Raw genomic sequence first — 16,722 nt, 5'->3', positions numbered from 1 at the left:
TTTATTTGAGAGACTCTATGACAGGTTAATCCTTACCCCAATAGTTCTACGGAGGGATAAGTTTCAGCTGTCATGTTTCAATTTTCAGCTTGTTCCAGATTGTTAAAGAGCAAAATACTTCGCAGCATACTGTTGCCAGTACACTCTGAAGTATTATCAAGGACCATATGGATATGGTGGAGCTAAGCGGGATCGAACCGCTGACCTCCTGCGTGCAAGGCAGGCGCTCTCCCAGCTGAGCTATAGCCCCATACAGTCACTTGCAGAAACCTTTATTTACCACTCGCTCAGGCAAGGCATGCTCACTGGACGTTTACGGTGTAAACGTATCGCGTGCAACGCAGCACAAGTGCGAATTTGGTAGGCCTGAGTGGACTTGAACCACCGACCTCACCCTTATCAGGGGTGCGCTCTAACCACCTGAGCTACAAGCCTATAAAGGTATTTCTGCTCGTTACTTTTTCATCAGACAATCTGTGTGGACACTGCACTCAACTGCATATCTTTAGGTAAGGAGGTGATCCAACCGCAGGTTCCCCTACGGTTACCTTGTTACGACTTCACCCCAGTCATGAATCACAAAGTGGTAAGCGCCCTCCCGAAGGTTAAGCTACCTACTTCTTTTGCAACCCACTCCCATGGTGTGACGGGCGGTGTGTACAAGGCCCGGGAACGTATTCACCGTAGCATTCTGATCTACGATTACTAGCGATTCCGACTTCACGGAGTCGAGTTGCAGACTCCGATCCGGACTACGACATACTTTATGAGGTCCGCTTGCTCTCGCGAGTTCGCTTCTCTTTGTATATGCCATTGTAGCACGTGTGTAGCCCTACTCGTAAGGGCCATGATGACTTGACGTCATCCCCACCTTCCTCCGGTTTATCACCGGCAGTCTCCTTTGAGTTCCCACCATTACGTGCTGGCAACAAAGGATAAGGGTTGCGCTCGTTGCGGGACTTAACCCAACATTTCACAACACGAGCTGACGACAGCCATGCAGCACCTGTCTCACAGTTCCCGAAGGCACCAATCCATCTCTGGAAAGTTCTGTGGATGTCAAGAGTAGGTAAGGTTCTTCGCGTTGCATCGAATTAAACCACATGCTCCACCGCTTGTGCGGGCCCCCGTCAATTCATTTGAGTTTTAACCTTGCGGCCGTACTCCCCAGGCGGTCGACTTAACGCGTTAGCTCCGGAAGCCACGCCTCAAGGGCACAACCTCCAAGTCGACATCGTTTACAGCGTGGACTACCAGGGTATCTAATCCTGTTTGCTCCCCACGCTTTCGCACCTGAGCGTCAGTCTTTGTCCAGGGGGCCGCCTTCGCCACCGGTATTCCTCCAGATCTCTACGCATTTCACCGCTACACCTGGAATTCTACCCCCCTCTACAAGACTCTAGCTTGCCAGTTTCAAATGCAGTTCCCAAGTTAAGCTCGGGGATTTCACATCTGACTTAACAAACCGCCTGCGTGCGCTTTACGCCCAGTAATTCCGATTAACGCTTGCACCCTCCGTATTACCGCGGCTGCTGGCACGGAGTTAGCCGGTGCTTCTTCTGCGAGTAACGTCAATGAACGGTGCTATTAACACCGAACCCTTCCTCCTCGCTGAAAGTGCTTTACAACCCGAAGGCCTTCTTCACACACGCGGCATGGCTGCATCAGGCTTGCGCCCATTGTGCAATATTCCCCACTGCTGCCTCCCGTAGGAGTCTGGACCGTGTCTCAGTTCCAGTGTGGCTGGTCATCCTCTCAGACCAGCTAGGGATCGTCGCCTAGGTGAGCCATTACCTCACCTACTAGCTAATCCCATCTGGGCACATCCGATGGTGTGAGGCCCGAAGGTCCCCCACTTTGGTCCGAAGACGTTATGCGGTATTAGCTACCGTTTCCAGTAGTTATCCCCCTCCATCGGGCAGTTTCCCAGACATTACTCACCCGTCCGCCGCTCGTCACCCAGGAGCAAGCTCCTTGTGCTACCGCTCGACTTGCATGTGTTAGGCCTGCCGCCAGCGTTCAATCTGAGCCATGATCAAACTCTTCAATTAAAAGCTTGATTTGCTTCAACTCGTGAAGCGATGCTCGAAAATTAACTTTCGTAATAATTCATTCGCATGAATTACTGCTTGGTCACTCTTCAAGACTTGATATTTTTTTGCTACCGAAGTAGCTGGATATCGTCTTGTGAGTGCCCACACAGATTGTCTGATAAATTGTTAAAGAGCAGTGAGTTACGCGCTTTCGCTTGCTAACTCGAGGTGGCGTATATTACGCTTTCCTCTTTCAGAGTCAACCTTAATTTCAGGTTTTTTCTCTGCGACCCCCGGAGACTCTGTGAAGTTGTTCACATGTTCCGTGTCGATGGAGGCGCATTATAGGGAGTTCCACGCAGGCCGCAACAGGTATTTTCAACAAAAATCACCGTTTGCTGCATTCCACAGCAAAACCCGCCCTTATACCCGGTTATGCACTAACTTATCCACAGAACGCATTTGGTCGGAAAATTTACGAGCGCCACGCAAACGTTTTCGCTACAATTCCCCGCGACGAAACAATCCCCGTTTTTATCGGGGCGCTACCTGAATCTGTTCCTGTCCTTCTCTATATAGGAAGAAATCCCCTCTATATAAGAAGCAACAAGGTGGAGATCCACGTAACGCTCTTTTATTGCGACTCAAAGCCAAGGGATAAAACCATGCAACAACCTCGTCCAATCCGCCGGGCCCTGCTCAGCGTGTCCGACAAAGCCGGAATCGTTGAATTCGCCGAAGCCCTCTCCCAGAGAGGCGTCGAATTACTCTCCACCGGTGGCACTGCCCGCCTGCTGGCCGATGCCGGTCTGCCTGTTACCGAAGTTTCCGACTACACCGGCTTCCCGGAGATGATGGACGGACGAGTCAAAACCCTGCACCCGAAAGTGCACGGTGGCATTCTGGGCCGTCGCGGCCAGGACGATGCCATCATGGAACAACATGCGATCCAACCGATCGATATGGTAGTGGTAAACCTGTATCCCTTCGCGCAGACCGTCGCTCGCCCAGATTGCTCGCTGGAAGACGCCGTAGAGAATATCGATATCGGTGGCCCAACCATGGTGCGCTCGGCCGCCAAGAACCATAAAGACGTGGCCATCGTGGTCAAGAGCAGTGACTACGCCGCAGTGATCACCGAGATGGATAACAACAACGGTTCACTGTTGTACCCAACCCGTTTCGACCTGGCGATCAAAGCGTTTGAGCATACCGCCGCCTATGACAGCATGATCGCCAACTACTTTGGTACCCTGGTGCCGCCTTATCACGGTGAAACCGAGCAGCCTTCTGGCCGCTTCCCACGTACGCTGAACCTGAACTACATCAAGAAGCAGGATATGCGTTACGGTGAAAACAGCCACCAGCAAGCCGCCTTCTATATAGAAGAGAATGTGCAGGAGGCCTCCGTGGCCACCGCCGACCAGCTACAGGGTAAAGCACTTTCCTACAACAACATCGCCGATACCGATGCGGCGCTGGAATGTGTGAAAGAATTTGCCGAACCGGCCTGCGTGATCGTCAAGCATGCCAACCCTTGTGGCGTTGCTATCGGTGAGAACCTGTTTGCTGCCTATGAGCGCGCCTACCAAACCGATCCAACCTCGGCCTTTGGCGGCATTATTGCCTTCAACCGTGAACTGGATGCCAAAACGGCACAGGCGATCATCAGCCGTCAGTTTGTTGAAGTCATCATCGCGCCAAGCATCAGTGAAGAAGCCCGCACTCTGCTGGCAGCGAAACAGAACGTACGCGTGCTGGCCTGTGGCCAATGGCAACAGCGCATCGCCGGGCTGGACTTTAAACGCGTCAACGGTGGTCTGTTAGTGCAGGATCGCGATCTGGGTATGGTGATCGAAGCCGATTTGCGCGTGGTATCTGAACGCCAGCCAACCGCTCAGGAGCTGCGTGATGCGCTGTTCTGCTGGAAAGTGGCCAAGTTCGTCAAATCCAACGCCATCGTCTATGCGCGCGACAACATGACCATCGGCATAGGCGCCGGGCAGATGAGCCGCGTTTACTCCGCCAAGATCGCCGGGATCAAAGCCGCTGACGAAGGGCTGGAAGTCAAAGGCTCCGCCATGGCGTCTGACGCCTTCTTCCCGTTCCGTGACGGTATTGATGCGGCTGCAGCGGTGGGTATTACCTGCGTGATCCAGCCGGGTGGTTCGATTCGTGATGATGAAGTGATTGCGGCGGCCAACGAACACGGCATCGCGATGATCTTCACCGACATGCGCCACTTCCGCCATTAATCCCTTTTGCTGCGTGCGCTCAATGCGCACGCCGTTTATGGAGCACCTGATGAATATTTTAATTATTGGCAACGGCGGGCGTGAACATGCGCTGGCCTGGAAAGCGGCCCAATCGCCATTGGCAGATACGGTTTACGTGGCCCCAGGTAATGCGGGTACCGCATTGGAAAGCAATCTGACCAACGTCGATATCGCCCCAACCGATATCCCGGCGCTGGTTGCCTTTGCCAAGGACAACGCCATCGGCCTGACCATCGTAGGCCCGGAAGCGCCGCTGGTGATCGGTGTGGTAGATGCCTTCCAGGCTGCCGGGTTGAAAATCTTTGGCCCGTCGCAGGCCGCAGCACAGCTTGAAGGCTCCAAAGCCTTTACCAAGGATTTCCTGGCTCGCCACGCTATCCCAAGCGCTGCATACCAGAACTTTACCGAAGTGGAACCCGCCTTGGCCTACGTACGCCGCCAAGGTGCACCGATTGTCATCAAGGCAGATGGCCTGGCGGCAGGCAAAGGCGTGATCGTCGCGATGACGTTGCAGGAAGCCGAAGACGCCATTCAGGACATGCTGGCAGGTAATGCATTTGGTGACGCCGGGCATCGCATCGTGGTTGAGGAGTTCCTGACAGGCGAAGAAGCCAGCTTTATCGTCATGGTCGATGGTAAGAATGTGGTGCCAATGGCCACCAGCCAGGATCATAAACGTGTCGGTGACGGCGATACCGGCCCGAATACCGGCGGCATGGGCGCCTACTCGCCAGCGCCAGTGGTGACGGATGAAATCCACCAGCGCGTAATGGACCAGGTGATCTGGCCAACCGTGCGCGGCATGGCGGCGGAAGGCAACACCTATGTCGGCTTCCTGTACGCTGGCCTGATGATTGCTGAGGATGGTCAACCCAAGGTGATCGAATTCAACTGCCGCTTTGGCGACCCGGAAACTCAGCCGATCATGCTGCGCCTGCGCTCCGATCTGGTTGAACTCTGCCTGGCTGGGGCCGAAGGCAAGCTGGATGAGAAAACTTCCGAGTGGGATGAACGCCCTGCTCTCGGCGTGGTGTTGGCGGCTGGCGGCTATCCTGCGGATTATCGCCAAGGGGATGTGATCCACGGCTTGCCTCAGCAAGAAGATGCCAATGGCAAAGTGTTCCATGCCGGAACGCGTATGCAAGGGAATGACGTCGTGACCAACGGCGGGCGTGTACTATGCGTTACGGCCTTGGGCACAACGGTGGCTCAGGCTCAGCAGTTAGCCTATCAGCTAGCGGAAGGTATTCAGTGGCAAGACAGTTTCTGCCGCAAGGATATTGGCTACCGTGCTATCGCACGCGAAAAGTAATAGGTATTGATTATCTAGATGGGCGCAGCATGCAGCGCCCCTACGTGTCGCTCGGTGGCGTTTTAAAAGTCTCAGGCTCTGTTCGCAGGGCCTTTTTTATGCGCTACAGGGTGTCTTTGGTGGGTTCCCAACTGCAGAAATCATTATTTGCCACCAATAACAGCTCACGACCTTCCGGCCCATCCAACCAGGCTACGTTCACTGGCTGACTGCTGTTGGCCGCACGCCGCATGATCCACTCTTCGGCCTGTTGGTCCAAACCTGGCTTCACGACTTCGCCGTTGCACAGTTTCACCGCGCCCTGCTGCCAGTGCCCCTGTAACAGCCGTACACGGCCGGCATTAAGCGCATCGCTCAATTCCAGTATCCGCCGTGCCTGATATTGATAGAGCACGACTTCATCGTTGGAGAGCTTCTGGCGCTGCGTGGCCAGTTGGCGCTGCATAAAGCTGACGGTACCGTTGGCGGTGAAACGCAGTTGAATAGAGTCGCGATCGCCATCGGCATCGGTGCGTTTGATTTGGTACAACACGCCGCGTTGATATTCATACAGCGTTGTGACGGTACCCGGCCCGCGATAAGGGCTGTAGACACTCAACAGCGCCACTGGCCGCTGCTGGCCGTCATCCATCCGCCACACCCGCATTACCCCCTGATCGGCCACAAAGCCGCTGGCGGTAAAGGTTGGCGGGGCAGAACGGAAACTACAAGCACTCAAGGCAGCAACAACCGTCACCGCCATGAGTGCCCGTTGAATAAACAAAAGGGGCGCCAACGCCCCCCTGTTTAAACCTTTCTGCAACACGCGATTAAGACTTAACCGCGTCTTTCAGTGCTTTACCAGAAACGAACGCAGGCACGTTAGCTGCTGCGATTTTGATTTCTTTACCAGTCTGTGGGTTGCGGCCAGTGCGCTCGCTACGATGGTTTACCTTGAAAGTACCGAAACCAACCAATTGTACTGCATCACCTTCTTTCAGGGACTCAGTAATGGCAGCCAGGGTAGATTCCAGAGCCAGCTTAGCTTGAGCCTTGGAAAGGTCAGCCTTCTCTGCGATTACATCAATCAGTTGAGTCTTGTTCATAAGTTATCCTTACAGTGTGTTTATCGTTTGCAAAGCATCGAGTGCGACGGATATGCCGATGGACAGCACTCTCCTGCATACACGCACCGATAGCCACTTTTTTTTCGCCCCCCAAATGTAGACCAGACAGGGTGCGGATGTGAAGCCTTAAGGCACGACAAATCAGACGTTAAATCACGTTTTCTTGCCTTATTGCGTTAAATTTATCCCAATGTTACTCACCGCGGCCTCGCGCAGGTCAGATCGTAACCCTTTGATCAGATCCAGATCACGCTCTTCGCAGGCGGCCAACAGGCGGAAAATCTCCCATTGAATGTCCCATTCTTCCTCAACGGCAGGCAGAATTTTCAGCTCTTCGTCGGTCATTTCTTTGCCAGCTTGGGTCATTTCCAACATCGCCACGGTGCGAATTGAGGTTTCGCTGATGGCAATGGCGTGCTCCAACGTCTCTCCGCTGAGGCGCGAATGGATCAATTCCCCTAATGCAATGCAGGCATCGATCGCTGGGTAAACGCCGTAAAGATCGTAATCTTCTGCCGACGGGATCGCCTCTTCCAACTTTTCCAGCTGGCTGTCAAAGTTGACCTTGGCGTCTTTCACCACCAGCGTTTCCCAGACCAAGTCCAGGATACGGCGATAAACGGCCGGGTCGCCAAACTCCGTCTGCAGACAGAACATCTGGTAATTCGGGTACATACGCTCGCACAGGCAGGCCATAAAGGTCAAATGCTGCCAGCTTTCCAGCTTTTCCAAGCGTAAATGAATCGGGTTACGTAGCATGGTCTACTCTCTTACTCATTATCTGCCGCGCAGTGTACCCGAAATCGCTCATTACGACACCTCTGGATGCTGCTGTAACCAGCGTACAAAGGCCGGGCGGCGTGAGGCAATGGCATCGGCCCACCGCGTGGGCTCCGGCAAACGGTAGCCTGCCATGCAGCGTTGCACCCAGGCCAAGGCGCTGTCGGTGCTCACGCGATGGCCCGTGGCGATAAATAACGGATTACAGCGCTCTTTGCTGCGCCATACCCATCCCAGCTGTTCGCCCTTGTCCTCCAGCGCGGCCAGCGAGCCAACGGTAGCGTCCAACGGGGAAAATTTACCACATAAACGCTTCTTGGCCACGCCAATGGTCGGCACGTTGACCAGCAGGCCAAAGTGGCTGGCAACCCCCAGGCGTCTTGGATGGGAAATACCATGGCCATCGACAAAGATCAGGTCGGGCTTCTGTTGCAATTGCTCCCAGGCGGCGATCAGCGCAGGGTACTCGCGAAACGAGAGAAAGCCGGGGATATAGGGCATGGTGGTGCTGATACGGGCGAGCTGATACTCCACCAGCTCGAGTGAAGGATAGCGCAGGATAGCAATGGCGGCGCGTGTTACCGCGCCTTCTTGTTCAAAACCGACATCCGCACCGGCGATAAACGCCGGTGGGTCTTGCAGAAAATCATCGTGACGAATGACTTCCCCGGCGCGCCGTAGCTGTTCGGCGCGCAGAGCCTGAGTATCGATCACAGCGTCTCCTTGCGGTTTAGCGGTGGTATTTGGCCGACAGCGCATGCACCGCTTCAACGAAGGCCCCGGCATGTTCCGGTGGCACGTCTTGATGAATACCGTGACCAAGGTTGAAGACATGACCTTCGCCCTGGCCAAAACCGGCCAGAATGGTTTCCACTTCCTGGGCGATGCGTTCCGGTGCGGCATACAGCATGGAAGGATCCATATTCCCCTGCAGCGCGACTTTATCGCCCACACGGCGGCGCGCATCGGCAATATCGGTGGTCCAATCCAGGCCCAGCGCATCGCAACCGGTGGCCGCCATCGCTTCCAGCCACTGGCCGCCGCCTTTGGTGAACAGCGTCACCGGCACCCGGCGTCCGTCATTTTCACGCAGCAGGCCATCAACGATTTTATGCATATAGTGCAGTGAGAATTCGCGATAATCACGGCCCGTCAGCACGCCGCCCCAGGTATCGAATACCATTACGGACTGCGCCCCGGCCTTGATCTGGGCATTGAGATACAGGATCACGCTGTCCGCCAGCTTATCCAGCAGCAAATGCAGCGTCTGCGGCTCGGCATACATCATTTTCTTCAGCTTGGTGAATGCCTTGCTGCTGCCGCCTTCGACCATATAGGTCGCCAACGTCCACGGGCTGCCGGAGAAACCGATCAGTGGCACTTCACCCTTCAATTCACGGCGGATGGTGCGCACCGCGTTCATGACATAGCCCAGCTCGTCTTCCGGATCGAATGCAGGCAGCTTCTCTACATCGGCACGGCAGGTGATTGGCGAAGAAAAACGCGGGCCTTCCCCAGTTTCGAAATAGAGCCCAAGCCCCATGGCATCGGGAATGGTGAGGATGTCGGAGAACAGGATGGCGGCGTCCAGTGCATAACGGCGCAGGGGCTGTAATGTCACCTCGCAGGCCAGTTCGGCATTTTTGCACAGCGACATGAAATCCCCGGCCTGAGCACGGGTGGCTTTGTACTCTGGCAAATAACGACCGGCCTGGCGCATCATCCATACAGGGGTGAGATCCACCGGCTGGCGCAGCAGCGCACGCAGGTAGCGATCGTTCTTCAACTCATTCATTTCTTGGGCTCCCTTGATTATCTGCCGCCATTGTACATTATTCTGCCCGACACAGCGCCACGGTGTCCTCAATCAGGCGGCGTGCAACGGTACCAGGTGGTGGCAGCATCGGCAGTTGGTCATAGCGATACCAGCCCGCATTGAGCAACTCCTTCGGATCGTGGCGCAGTTCACCGCCCTGATACTCGGCCATAAACGCCATCATCAGCGAATGAGGGAACGGCCAGGGCTGCGAGGTGACGTAGCGCAGGTTGGTAATGGCGATATTGCTTTCTTCCATCACTTCGCGCGCTACGGCCTGCTCCAGGGTTTCCCCTACTTCAACAAACCCCGCCAGCACGGTATGGATCCCCCCACGGTGGCGCACATGTTGTGCCAACAGGATCTCGTCATTGCGGCGGATAGCGACAATCACGCAAGGGGCAATCTGCGGATAATAACGTTCGCGGCAGTTGTCACACAGGCAGGCGCTTTCGGTACGGCTAAGGTGCATTTCATGGCCGCAGTAGCCACAGAACCGGTGCGAGCGATAAAAGTCGGCCAGCTGTACGCCGCGCCCGGCCAGTTGGAACAGGCCACGATCGAGACTGAGCAACTGCCTCACCGATCCCATCTCTTTCGGCATCGGTTGGCGCACCAGCCAGACCGGGGCTCCCTCCCATTCGCCAATTTGCCGAGCCGGCCGGCCTTGCAAGGAAAATAGTGCGGCGGAACCAAACGGCAATTCACCGTTTGGTAACCAAATTTTGCTTTCATGGCTGACGATCCACCAGCCATTTTCGTTACCCGTTAATGCAAGTTCCATATGTTGTTGCACAACCTCTGCTTCACTGGCAATCTAGGAATGGTCTTTGTTACATTTTATTAACTTACTTTTTCTTTCTCTTACACACGGAGTCAATCATGCTAAACCGATTGGAAAGCCTGACTCAGCGCGTTGGTGGCAGTAATGAATTAGTCGATCAATGGTTGCAGGCACGCAAGCAACTGCTGGTTGCCTACTGCAGTTTAGTCGGCATTAAACCCAACAAAGAAAAGCATACGCCGCTCAATGAAAAAGCGCTGGAGAACTTTTGCCATAATCTGGTGGATTATCTCTCTGCCGGGCATTTTCACATTTATGACAAAATTATCAAACAAGTGGAAGGCTCCGCCAGCCCCAAAATGGCGCTAGCCACCAAGTTCTACCCAAAATTACAGGCCAATACCGAAGCCGTCATGGCGTTCCATGACCGCTACACCGAAGTCGATATCGATCAGGACGTGTGTGAAGAACTCAATCAGGCGTTGTCAGATATCGGCGAAGCCCTGGCATCTCGTTTCGCCTTGGAAGATCAGTTGATCCAGTTGGCGGCAGAAACCTGGCAGCAGGGCCAACCGGGCACTAGCAATACTGAATCGCTATCACACCCAGCCTGATTTTGATCTCTATCCTCCTATAGATTTCAAGCCGTAGCTAGGCAGCCAACAACGCTACGGCTTGAAAGATGACGGGGGAGGGCTTGTGGTTTTTGTTGACCCTCTTATACTGAGGACTCTTGTCGGAGTGCCTAGCGCTGATTTTTCATTAAATTAGCCAGGCTGAGACCGTTAATTCGGGATCCGCGGAACCTGATCGGGTTAATACCCGCGAAGGGAACAAGAGTAATCTATCGCCATAGGCAAGATGCTCCCGCCAGGGGCTGTGCCTGCCTTACCGGCTACCATCATTACTCCCTCCGAGCTCCAGACAAGCAATTTTCCACACATCACTACACTGATAGGAATTTGCTATGTCTACCGTGAACAAACCTCGTGCCCGTAAACAACAGCGTGACCAAGCGCAAGATTTTATCGACTCTCTGCAAGGCGTCACCTTCCCCAACTCACAGCGGATCTATCTCGCGGGTTCGCGCAGCGATATCCAGGTACCGATGCGTGAGATCCAGCTCAGCCCGACGCTGATTGGCGGCAACAAAGACCAGCCCCAATATGAACAGAACGAAGCCATCCCGGTGTATGACACCGCAGGGCCGTATGGCGATCCGCTGGCGGTGCTCGACGTACATCGTGGTTTGGCCAAAGTACGAGCGGGCTGGATCGCCGAACGTGCCGACACCGAAGCGTTAAGCGGCGTCAGTTCCGGCTTCACCCAACAACGACTGGCCGATGTTGGGTTAGACCATCTGCGCTTTGAACACCTTCCGCTGCCCCGTAAAGCCCTGCCGGGTAAATGTGTTACGCAGTTGCATTACGCGCGCGCCGGTATTGTCACCCCAGAGATGGAATTTATCGCCATTCGCGAAAATATGGGCCGTGAGCGCATTCGTGGCGAAGTGCTGCGCCACCAGCATCCCGGCCAAAGTTGGGGCGCAAATCTGCCGGAGAACATCACGCCGGAATTTGTGCGCCAGGAAGTGGCCGCTGGCCGCGCCATCATCCCCGCCAACATCAACCACCCGGAATCCGAGCCGATGATTATTGGTCGTAATTTCCTGGTGAAGGTGAATGCCAATATCGGCAACTCGGCGGTCACCTCTTCGATCGAAGAGGAAGTCGAGAAGCTGGTATGGTCAACCCGCTGGGGCGCTGACACTGTGATGGATCTCTCCACTGGCCGCTATATCCACGAAACCCGTGAATGGATCCTGCGCAACAGCCCGGTGCCGATCGGTACGGTGCCAATCTATCAGGCGTTGGAGAAAGTGAATGGCGTGGCGGAGAACCTGACCTGGGAAATGTTCCGCGATACCTTGCTGGAACAGGCCGAGCAAGGCGTCGATTACTTCACCATCCACGCCGGGGTGTTGCTGCGCTATGTGCCAATGACCGCCAAACGCCTGACCGGCATTGTCTCCCGTGGCGGCTCGATCATGGCGAAGTGGTGCCTGTCGCATCATCAGGAGAACTTCCTCTATCAGCACTTCCGCGAGATCTGCGAAATTTGCGCCGCTTACGATGTCTCGCTGTCACTCGGCGACGGCCTGCGCCCAGGCTCGATCCAGGATGCCAATGACGAAGCGCAATTCGCTGAACTGCATACGCTGGGCGAACTGACCAAGATTGCCTGGGAATATGACGTACAGGTGATGATCGAAGGCCCAGGCCACGTGCCGATGCAGATGATCCGCCGCAACATGACCGAGGAGCTGGAACATTGCCATGAAGCGCCGTTCTATACGCTGGGGCCATTGACCACCGATATCGCTCCAGGTTACGACCATTTCACCTCTGGGATCGGCGCGGCGATGATCGGCTGGTTCGGCTGCGCGATGCTTTGCTACGTGACGCCGAAGGAGCATCTGGGGCTGCCGAACAAGGAGGACGTGAAACAGGGGCTGATCACCTACAAGATCGCAGCTCACGCCGCCGACTTGGCGAAAGGCCATCCGGGCGCGCAAATCCGCGATAACGCCATGTCCAAGGCGCGCTTTGAATTCCGTTGGGAAGATCAGTTCAACCTGGCGCTGGATCCACAAACCGCCCGCGCCTATCACGACGAAACGCTGCCGCAAGAATCCGGCAAGATTGCCCACTTTTGCTCCATGTGTGGGCCGAAGTTCTGCTCGATGAAGATTTCCCAGGAAGTGCGTGACTATGCCGCCGCACAAGAGGCCGCCAAACCGATCGAAGTGCAACTGACCGGGATGGAGAAAATGTCGGCTGAATTCCGCTCACGCGGCAGCGAGCTGTACCACAGTGCGGCCAATTTGCAGGAGGAGATAAATAATGACTAACCTCACCTCTCCCTTCCCTGCTACACCGCACAAGCTGGGTTTATACCCGGTCGTCGACAGCGTTGAATGGATCGCCCGCCTGCTGGAGGCAGGCGTTACCACTATCCAACTACGCATCAAAGATCTGCCAGACGAGCAAGTGGAGGCGGACATTGCCGCCGCTATCGCCCTTGGCAAGCGCTATCAGGCCCGGCTGTTTATCAATGATTATTGGCGGTTGGCGATTAAGCATGATGCCTACGGCGTCCACCTGGGGCAGGAAGATTTGGACACCACCGATCTGGCCGCTATCCATCGTGCAGGATTGCGCTTGGGCGTTTCCACCCATGACGATGCTGAGCTGGCCCGGGCGATCGCCGTCAAACCTTCCTATATCGCACTGGGGCATATCTTCCCAACTCAAACCAAGGAGATGCCCTCTGAGCCACAAGGCTTGGCCGAGTTGCGACGCCACGTCGCCGGATTACAGGAGTATCCCACAGTAGCCATTGGCGGGATCAGCATCGAGCGCGTCCCCGCAGTGCTGGCCTGTGGCGTTGGCAGCGTGGCCGTGGTCAGCGCCATCACCCAGGCACCAGACTGGCGTGCCGCTACGGCAACGCTGCTGCAGCTGATTGAAGGCAAGGAGTCATGCGATGCTCAATGACCAAGAGTTCTTGCGCTACAGCCGGCAACTGCTGCTGGAAGACGTCGGTCCCGAGGGGCAGGAAAAGCTGAAACAAGCCACGGTGCTGATCGTCGGATTAGGAGGATTAGGCTCCCCGGCGGCGCTGTATCTGGCTGCAGCAGGTGTCGGTACACTGCTGCTGGCCGATGATGACCAGCTACACCTCACCAATCTGCAACGGCAAATTCTGTACCGCACCGGTGATATCGCCACCAGCAAGGCTCAGTTGGCAAAGAACCATTTGCAAGCACTGAACCCTCTGGTGGAGTCGATCGCGCTGGAGCAACGCCTGCAAGGGGCAACGCTGAACGATGCCGTCGCCCGTGCCGATCTGGTGCTTGATTGCAGCGACAACATGGCCACCCGTCATGCGGTGAATGCCGCCTGCATCCGAGCCAGCGTGCCGTTGATCAGCGGCAGCGCAGTGGGGTTCAGCGGCCAGTTGCTGGTTATCGAACCGCCCTATGCCCATGGTTGTTATGCCTGCCTCTACCCGGAGCAGACCGAACCGCAGCGTAACTGCCGTACTGCGGGCGTGCTAGGCCCGGTCGTTGGCGTGATCGGCACGCTGCAGGCGCTGGAAGCGATAAAGATGCTGGCTGGGCTGCCCTCCTCCCTTAGCGGCAAGCTACGCCTGTTCGACGGCAAGCAGCAAAGCTGGAGCACCCTGCAACTGAGCAAGGCCAGCACCTGCCCCCTCTGCGGAGAGCCAGCATGAAGATTACGCTCAACGATCAACCACTGGAGCTGGAGCAGCCGTTAAACATCGACGCTTTGCTCGAACGGCTGGAACGCCACCAGCCAGGTAGCGCTTTGGCGATCAACCAGGTCATCATTCCACGCAGCGACTGGGCCACCCGTCAGGTGCAGGACGGTGATGATATCTTGCTGTTTCAAGCGATTGCCGGAGGCTGACATGCTGCAAATCGCCGATACCACCTTTACCTCACGTCTGTTTACCGGCACGGGGAAATTCGCTACGCCCGAGTTGATGCTGGCTGCACTACAAGCCTCCGGCTCGCAACTGGTCACCATGGCGATGAAACGCGTCGACCTGCGCGGTGGGAATGACGCCATTCTGGCACCGCTGCAACGGTTGGGCGTGAAATTACTGCCCAACACTTCCGGGGCAAAAACGGCAGATGAGGCGGTATTTGCCGCCCGGCTGGCGCGCGAAGCGCTGGGGACTCACTGGGTCAAACTGGAAATTCACCCAGAGGTGAAATACCTGCTGCCAGACCCGATCGAAACGCTCAAAGCGGCGGAGATCCTGGTCAAACAGGGCTTTGTGGTGCTGCCTTACTGCGGTGCCGATCCGGTGCTGTGTAAGCGGCTGGAAGAAGCGGGCTGTGCAGCCGTAATGCCACTCGGCGCGCCAATCGGTTCTAACCGTGGCTTACTGACCCGTGATTTCCTTGAGATCATTATTGAACAGGCCAAAGTGCCGGTAGTCATTGATGCCGGGATCGGTGCCCCAAGCCACGCGTTAGAGGCGATGGAACTGGGAGCCGATGCGGTACTGGTCAATACCGCCATCGCCGTGGCGCGGGATCCGGTGCAAATGGCCCAGGCTTTCCGCCTGGCTCTGGAGGCCGGAGAGTTAGCACGCAACTCCGGGCTAGGCAGCCGCCAGTCGATCGCCGCCGCATCCAGTCCGCTGACGGCGTTTCTCAGTCATTCAGAGGAGAAATGCTGATGGCCAGTGATTTTAGCGAGCGCCTGCCAAGTTGGGATTGGGATGACCTGACGCTGCGTATTAACAGCAAAACGGCACGTGACGTTGAGCAGGCGCTGAATAGCGCCAAGCTGACGCGGGAGGATTTTATGGCGCTTATCTCCCCTGCCGCCGCCCCCTATCTGGAGCCCCTGGCGCAACGAGCACAGCAGCTCACCCGCCAGCGTTTCGGTAACGTGGTGAGCTTTTATGTGCCGTTATATCTTTCTAACCTGTGTGCCAACGATTGTACCTACTGCGGTTTTTCGATGAGTAACCACCTCAAGCGCAAAACGCTTGATGCGGCAGAGATCGAACGGGAATGCGCGGCTATCAAGGCATTAGGATTTGAGCACCTGCTGCTGGTGACCGGAGAACATCAGCGCAAAGTCGGCATGGATTATTTCCGCCAGCATATTCCGGCGATCCGCCGCCATTTCAGTTCGCTGATGATGGAGGTGCAGCCTCTGGCACAACAAGACTACGCCGAGCTGAAAGCCCTTGGGCTGGACGGCGTGTTGGTCTATCAGGAAACCTATCATCCCGCGACCTATCAGCAGCACCATCTGCGTGGCCAGAAACAGGATTTTCATTGGCGGCTGAGTACGCCGGATCGTCTGGGGCGCGCCGGGATCGACAAGATCGGGCTAGGAGCGCTGATCGGGCTTTCCAGCAGTTGGCGCACGGACTGCTATCTGCTGGCAGAGCATCTGTTTTATCTGCAACAGACTTACTGGCAGAGCCGTTACTCGATCTCGTTCCCTCGCCTGCGGCCCTGCGCCGGGGGTATTGAGCCGGCCTCGATCATGAGTGAACCGCAACTGGTACAGTTGATCTGTGCTTTCCGGTTATTCGCTCCTGACGTGGAGCTTTCATTATCTACACGAGAGTCGGCCTTCTTCCGCGACCATATGATCCCGGTAGCCATCAACAGCGTCAGTGCCGGTTCCAAAACCCAGCCGGGTGGTTATGCCGACGATGTGCCGCCAGAGCTGGAACAGTTCGAACCGCACGACAACCGAACGCCGCAGCAGGTGGCACAGGCTATCGGTGCCGCCGGGCTACAGCCGGTGTGGAAAGATTGGGATGATTATCTGGGACGCGCTACGCAACTACCTGCAACGGTTGCACCATCGAGCCAATAGGTCTGGAAACACTGCGCAAAGCCGCCAAGGCGAGCTGGCAGGGAGAAATGGCCTCGTTATAGTGGCGGTGTTGGCAAGCGTTCCTAAACCAACCAAGGTTATCTCCCCCTCTTGATAACCTTGCTTACCAAACGCCGGAGCGTGCGGGGACTGGCCGCACGCTTCCGGTTCCTTGGTT

Annotated in this window: 15 protein-coding genes, 2 tRNA genes, 1 rRNA gene and 1 riboswitch; of the genes, 9 read left to right on the top strand and 9 right to left on the bottom strand. The window is 56.0% G+C overall.

Annotation, left to right across the window (positions count from 1 at the left end; all coding sequences use genetic code 11):
- Positions 1 to 174 precede the first annotated feature (174 nt).
- The 3 genes from WN53_RS10010 to WN53_RS10000 all read right to left on the bottom strand — a co-directional run bounded on the left by WN53_RS10010 (position 175) and on the right by WN53_RS10000 (position 2,051).
- A tRNA-Ala gene (locus WN53_RS10010) sits at positions 175 to 250 on the bottom strand.
- A 108-nt stretch (positions 251 to 358) separates the two neighbouring features.
- A tRNA-Ile gene (locus WN53_RS10005) sits at positions 359 to 435 on the bottom strand.
- A gap of 75 nt (positions 436 to 510) precedes the next feature.
- Positions 511 to 2,051 (bottom strand): 16S ribosomal RNA (locus tag WN53_RS10000).
- 647 nt (positions 2,052 to 2,698) lie between these two features.
- On the opposite strand from WN53_RS10000, the gene purH reads away from it, so the two are divergent.
- A complete protein-coding gene (gene purH, locus WN53_RS09995) occupies positions 2,699 to 4,288 on the top strand; it encodes a bifunctional phosphoribosylaminoimidazolecarboxamide formyltransferase/IMP cyclohydrolase (RefSeq protein ID WP_024485312.1) in 1,590 nt (529 codons plus the stop codon).
- A gap of 49 nt (positions 4,289 to 4,337) precedes the next feature.
- Entirely contained in the window at positions 4,338 to 5,621 is a 1,284-nt protein-coding gene (gene purD, locus WN53_RS09990) for a phosphoribosylamine--glycine ligase (RefSeq protein ID WP_024485313.1), read from the top strand.
- Positions 5,622 to 5,724: 103 nt separating this feature from the next.
- On the opposite strand, the gene WN53_RS09985 is transcribed toward purD, so the two are convergent.
- The 6 genes from WN53_RS09985 to nudC form a co-directional block, all read right to left on the bottom strand.
- The gene (locus WN53_RS09985) at positions 5,725 to 6,363 is read right to left on the bottom strand and encodes a DUF1481 domain-containing protein (protein WP_037412648.1); all 639 of its coding nucleotides are present in this window, start codon (positions 6,361 to 6,363) and stop codon (positions 5,725 to 5,727) included.
- Between the two features lie 67 nt (positions 6,364 to 6,430).
- Complete coding sequence (hupA, locus tag WN53_RS09980; protein ID WP_021182173.1) at positions 6,431 to 6,706, bottom strand: nucleoid-associated protein HU-alpha; 276 nt, start codon at positions 6,704 to 6,706, stop codon at positions 6,431 to 6,433.
- Between the two features lie 189 nt (positions 6,707 to 6,895).
- Positions 6,896 to 7,486, bottom strand: coding sequence for a YjaG family protein (locus WN53_RS09975; protein WP_021808056.1), 591 nt, complete (start codon positions 7,484 to 7,486; stop codon positions 6,896 to 6,898).
- Positions 7,487 to 7,537: 51 nt separating this feature from the next.
- On the bottom strand, positions 7,538 to 8,221 hold the full coding sequence (nfi, locus tag WN53_RS09970; RefSeq protein ID WP_024485315.1) for a deoxyribonuclease V: 684 nt from the start codon (positions 8,219 to 8,221) through the stop codon (positions 7,538 to 7,540).
- Positions 8,222 to 8,237: 16 nt separating this feature from the next.
- Positions 8,238 to 9,302, bottom strand: coding sequence for a uroporphyrinogen decarboxylase (hemE, locus tag WN53_RS09965; protein WP_021808058.1), 1,065 nt, complete (start codon positions 9,300 to 9,302; stop codon positions 8,238 to 8,240).
- Between the two features lie 37 nt (positions 9,303 to 9,339).
- On the bottom strand, positions 9,340 to 10,107 hold the full coding sequence (gene nudC, locus WN53_RS09960) for an NAD(+) diphosphatase (protein ID WP_024485316.1): 768 nt from the start codon (positions 10,105 to 10,107) through the stop codon (positions 9,340 to 9,342).
- 98 nt (positions 10,108 to 10,205) lie between these two features.
- Here nudC and WN53_RS09955 point away from each other — a divergent pair, with 98 nt between their 5' ends.
- The 7 genes from WN53_RS09955 (at position 10,206) to thiH (ending at position 16,544) form a co-directional block, all read left to right on the top strand.
- Positions 10,206 to 10,721, top strand: coding sequence for an Rsd/AlgQ family anti-sigma factor (locus WN53_RS09955; RefSeq protein WP_024485317.1), 516 nt, complete (start codon positions 10,206 to 10,208; stop codon positions 10,719 to 10,721).
- A 113-nt stretch (positions 10,722 to 10,834) separates the two neighbouring features.
- Positions 10,835 to 10,957, top strand: a riboswitch (TPP riboswitch).
- Positions 10,958 to 11,074: 117 nt separating this feature from the next.
- Positions 11,075 to 13,018 (top strand): phosphomethylpyrimidine synthase ThiC, encoded by a 1,944-nt coding sequence (thiC, locus tag WN53_RS09950; protein ID WP_024485318.1) that lies wholly within the window; start codon positions 11,075 to 11,077, stop codon positions 13,016 to 13,018.
- On the top strand, positions 13,011 to 13,664 hold the full coding sequence (gene thiE, locus WN53_RS09945) for a thiamine phosphate synthase (RefSeq protein WP_024485319.1): 654 nt from the start codon (positions 13,011 to 13,013) through the stop codon (positions 13,662 to 13,664). The genes thiC and thiE overlap by 8 nt, the downstream gene beginning before the upstream one ends.
- Complete coding sequence (locus WN53_RS09940; protein WP_024485320.1) at positions 13,654 to 14,403, top strand: HesA/MoeB/ThiF family protein; 750 nt, start codon at positions 13,654 to 13,656, stop codon at positions 14,401 to 14,403. The genes thiE and WN53_RS09940 overlap by 11 nt, the downstream gene beginning before the upstream one ends.
- Positions 14,400 to 14,600: a sulfur carrier protein ThiS gene (gene thiS / locus WN53_RS09935; RefSeq protein WP_024485321.1), complete on the top strand. Its 201-nt coding sequence runs from the start codon at positions 14,400 to 14,402 to the stop codon at positions 14,598 to 14,600. Before WN53_RS09940 ends, thiS begins: the two co-directional genes overlap by 4 nt.
- Before the next feature lies 1 nt (position 14,601).
- Positions 14,602 to 15,381 (top strand): thiazole synthase, encoded by a 780-nt coding sequence (locus WN53_RS09930; protein ID WP_024485322.1) that lies wholly within the window; start codon positions 14,602 to 14,604, stop codon positions 15,379 to 15,381.
- The gene (gene thiH / locus WN53_RS09925) at positions 15,381 to 16,544 is read left to right on the top strand and encodes a 2-iminoacetate synthase ThiH (protein WP_024485323.1); all 1,164 of its coding nucleotides are present in this window, start codon (positions 15,381 to 15,383) and stop codon (positions 16,542 to 16,544) included. The genes WN53_RS09930 and thiH overlap by 1 nt, the downstream gene beginning before the upstream one ends.
- The last annotated feature ends 178 nt before the right edge of the window (positions 16,545 to 16,722 follow it).

The organism is Serratia fonticola (genome assembly GCF_001006005.1).
GTDB classification, from domain to species: domain Bacteria; phylum Pseudomonadota; class Gammaproteobacteria; order Enterobacterales; family Enterobacteriaceae; genus Chania; species Chania fonticola.
This window is presented reverse-complemented; position numbering and strand designations above follow the sequence as displayed.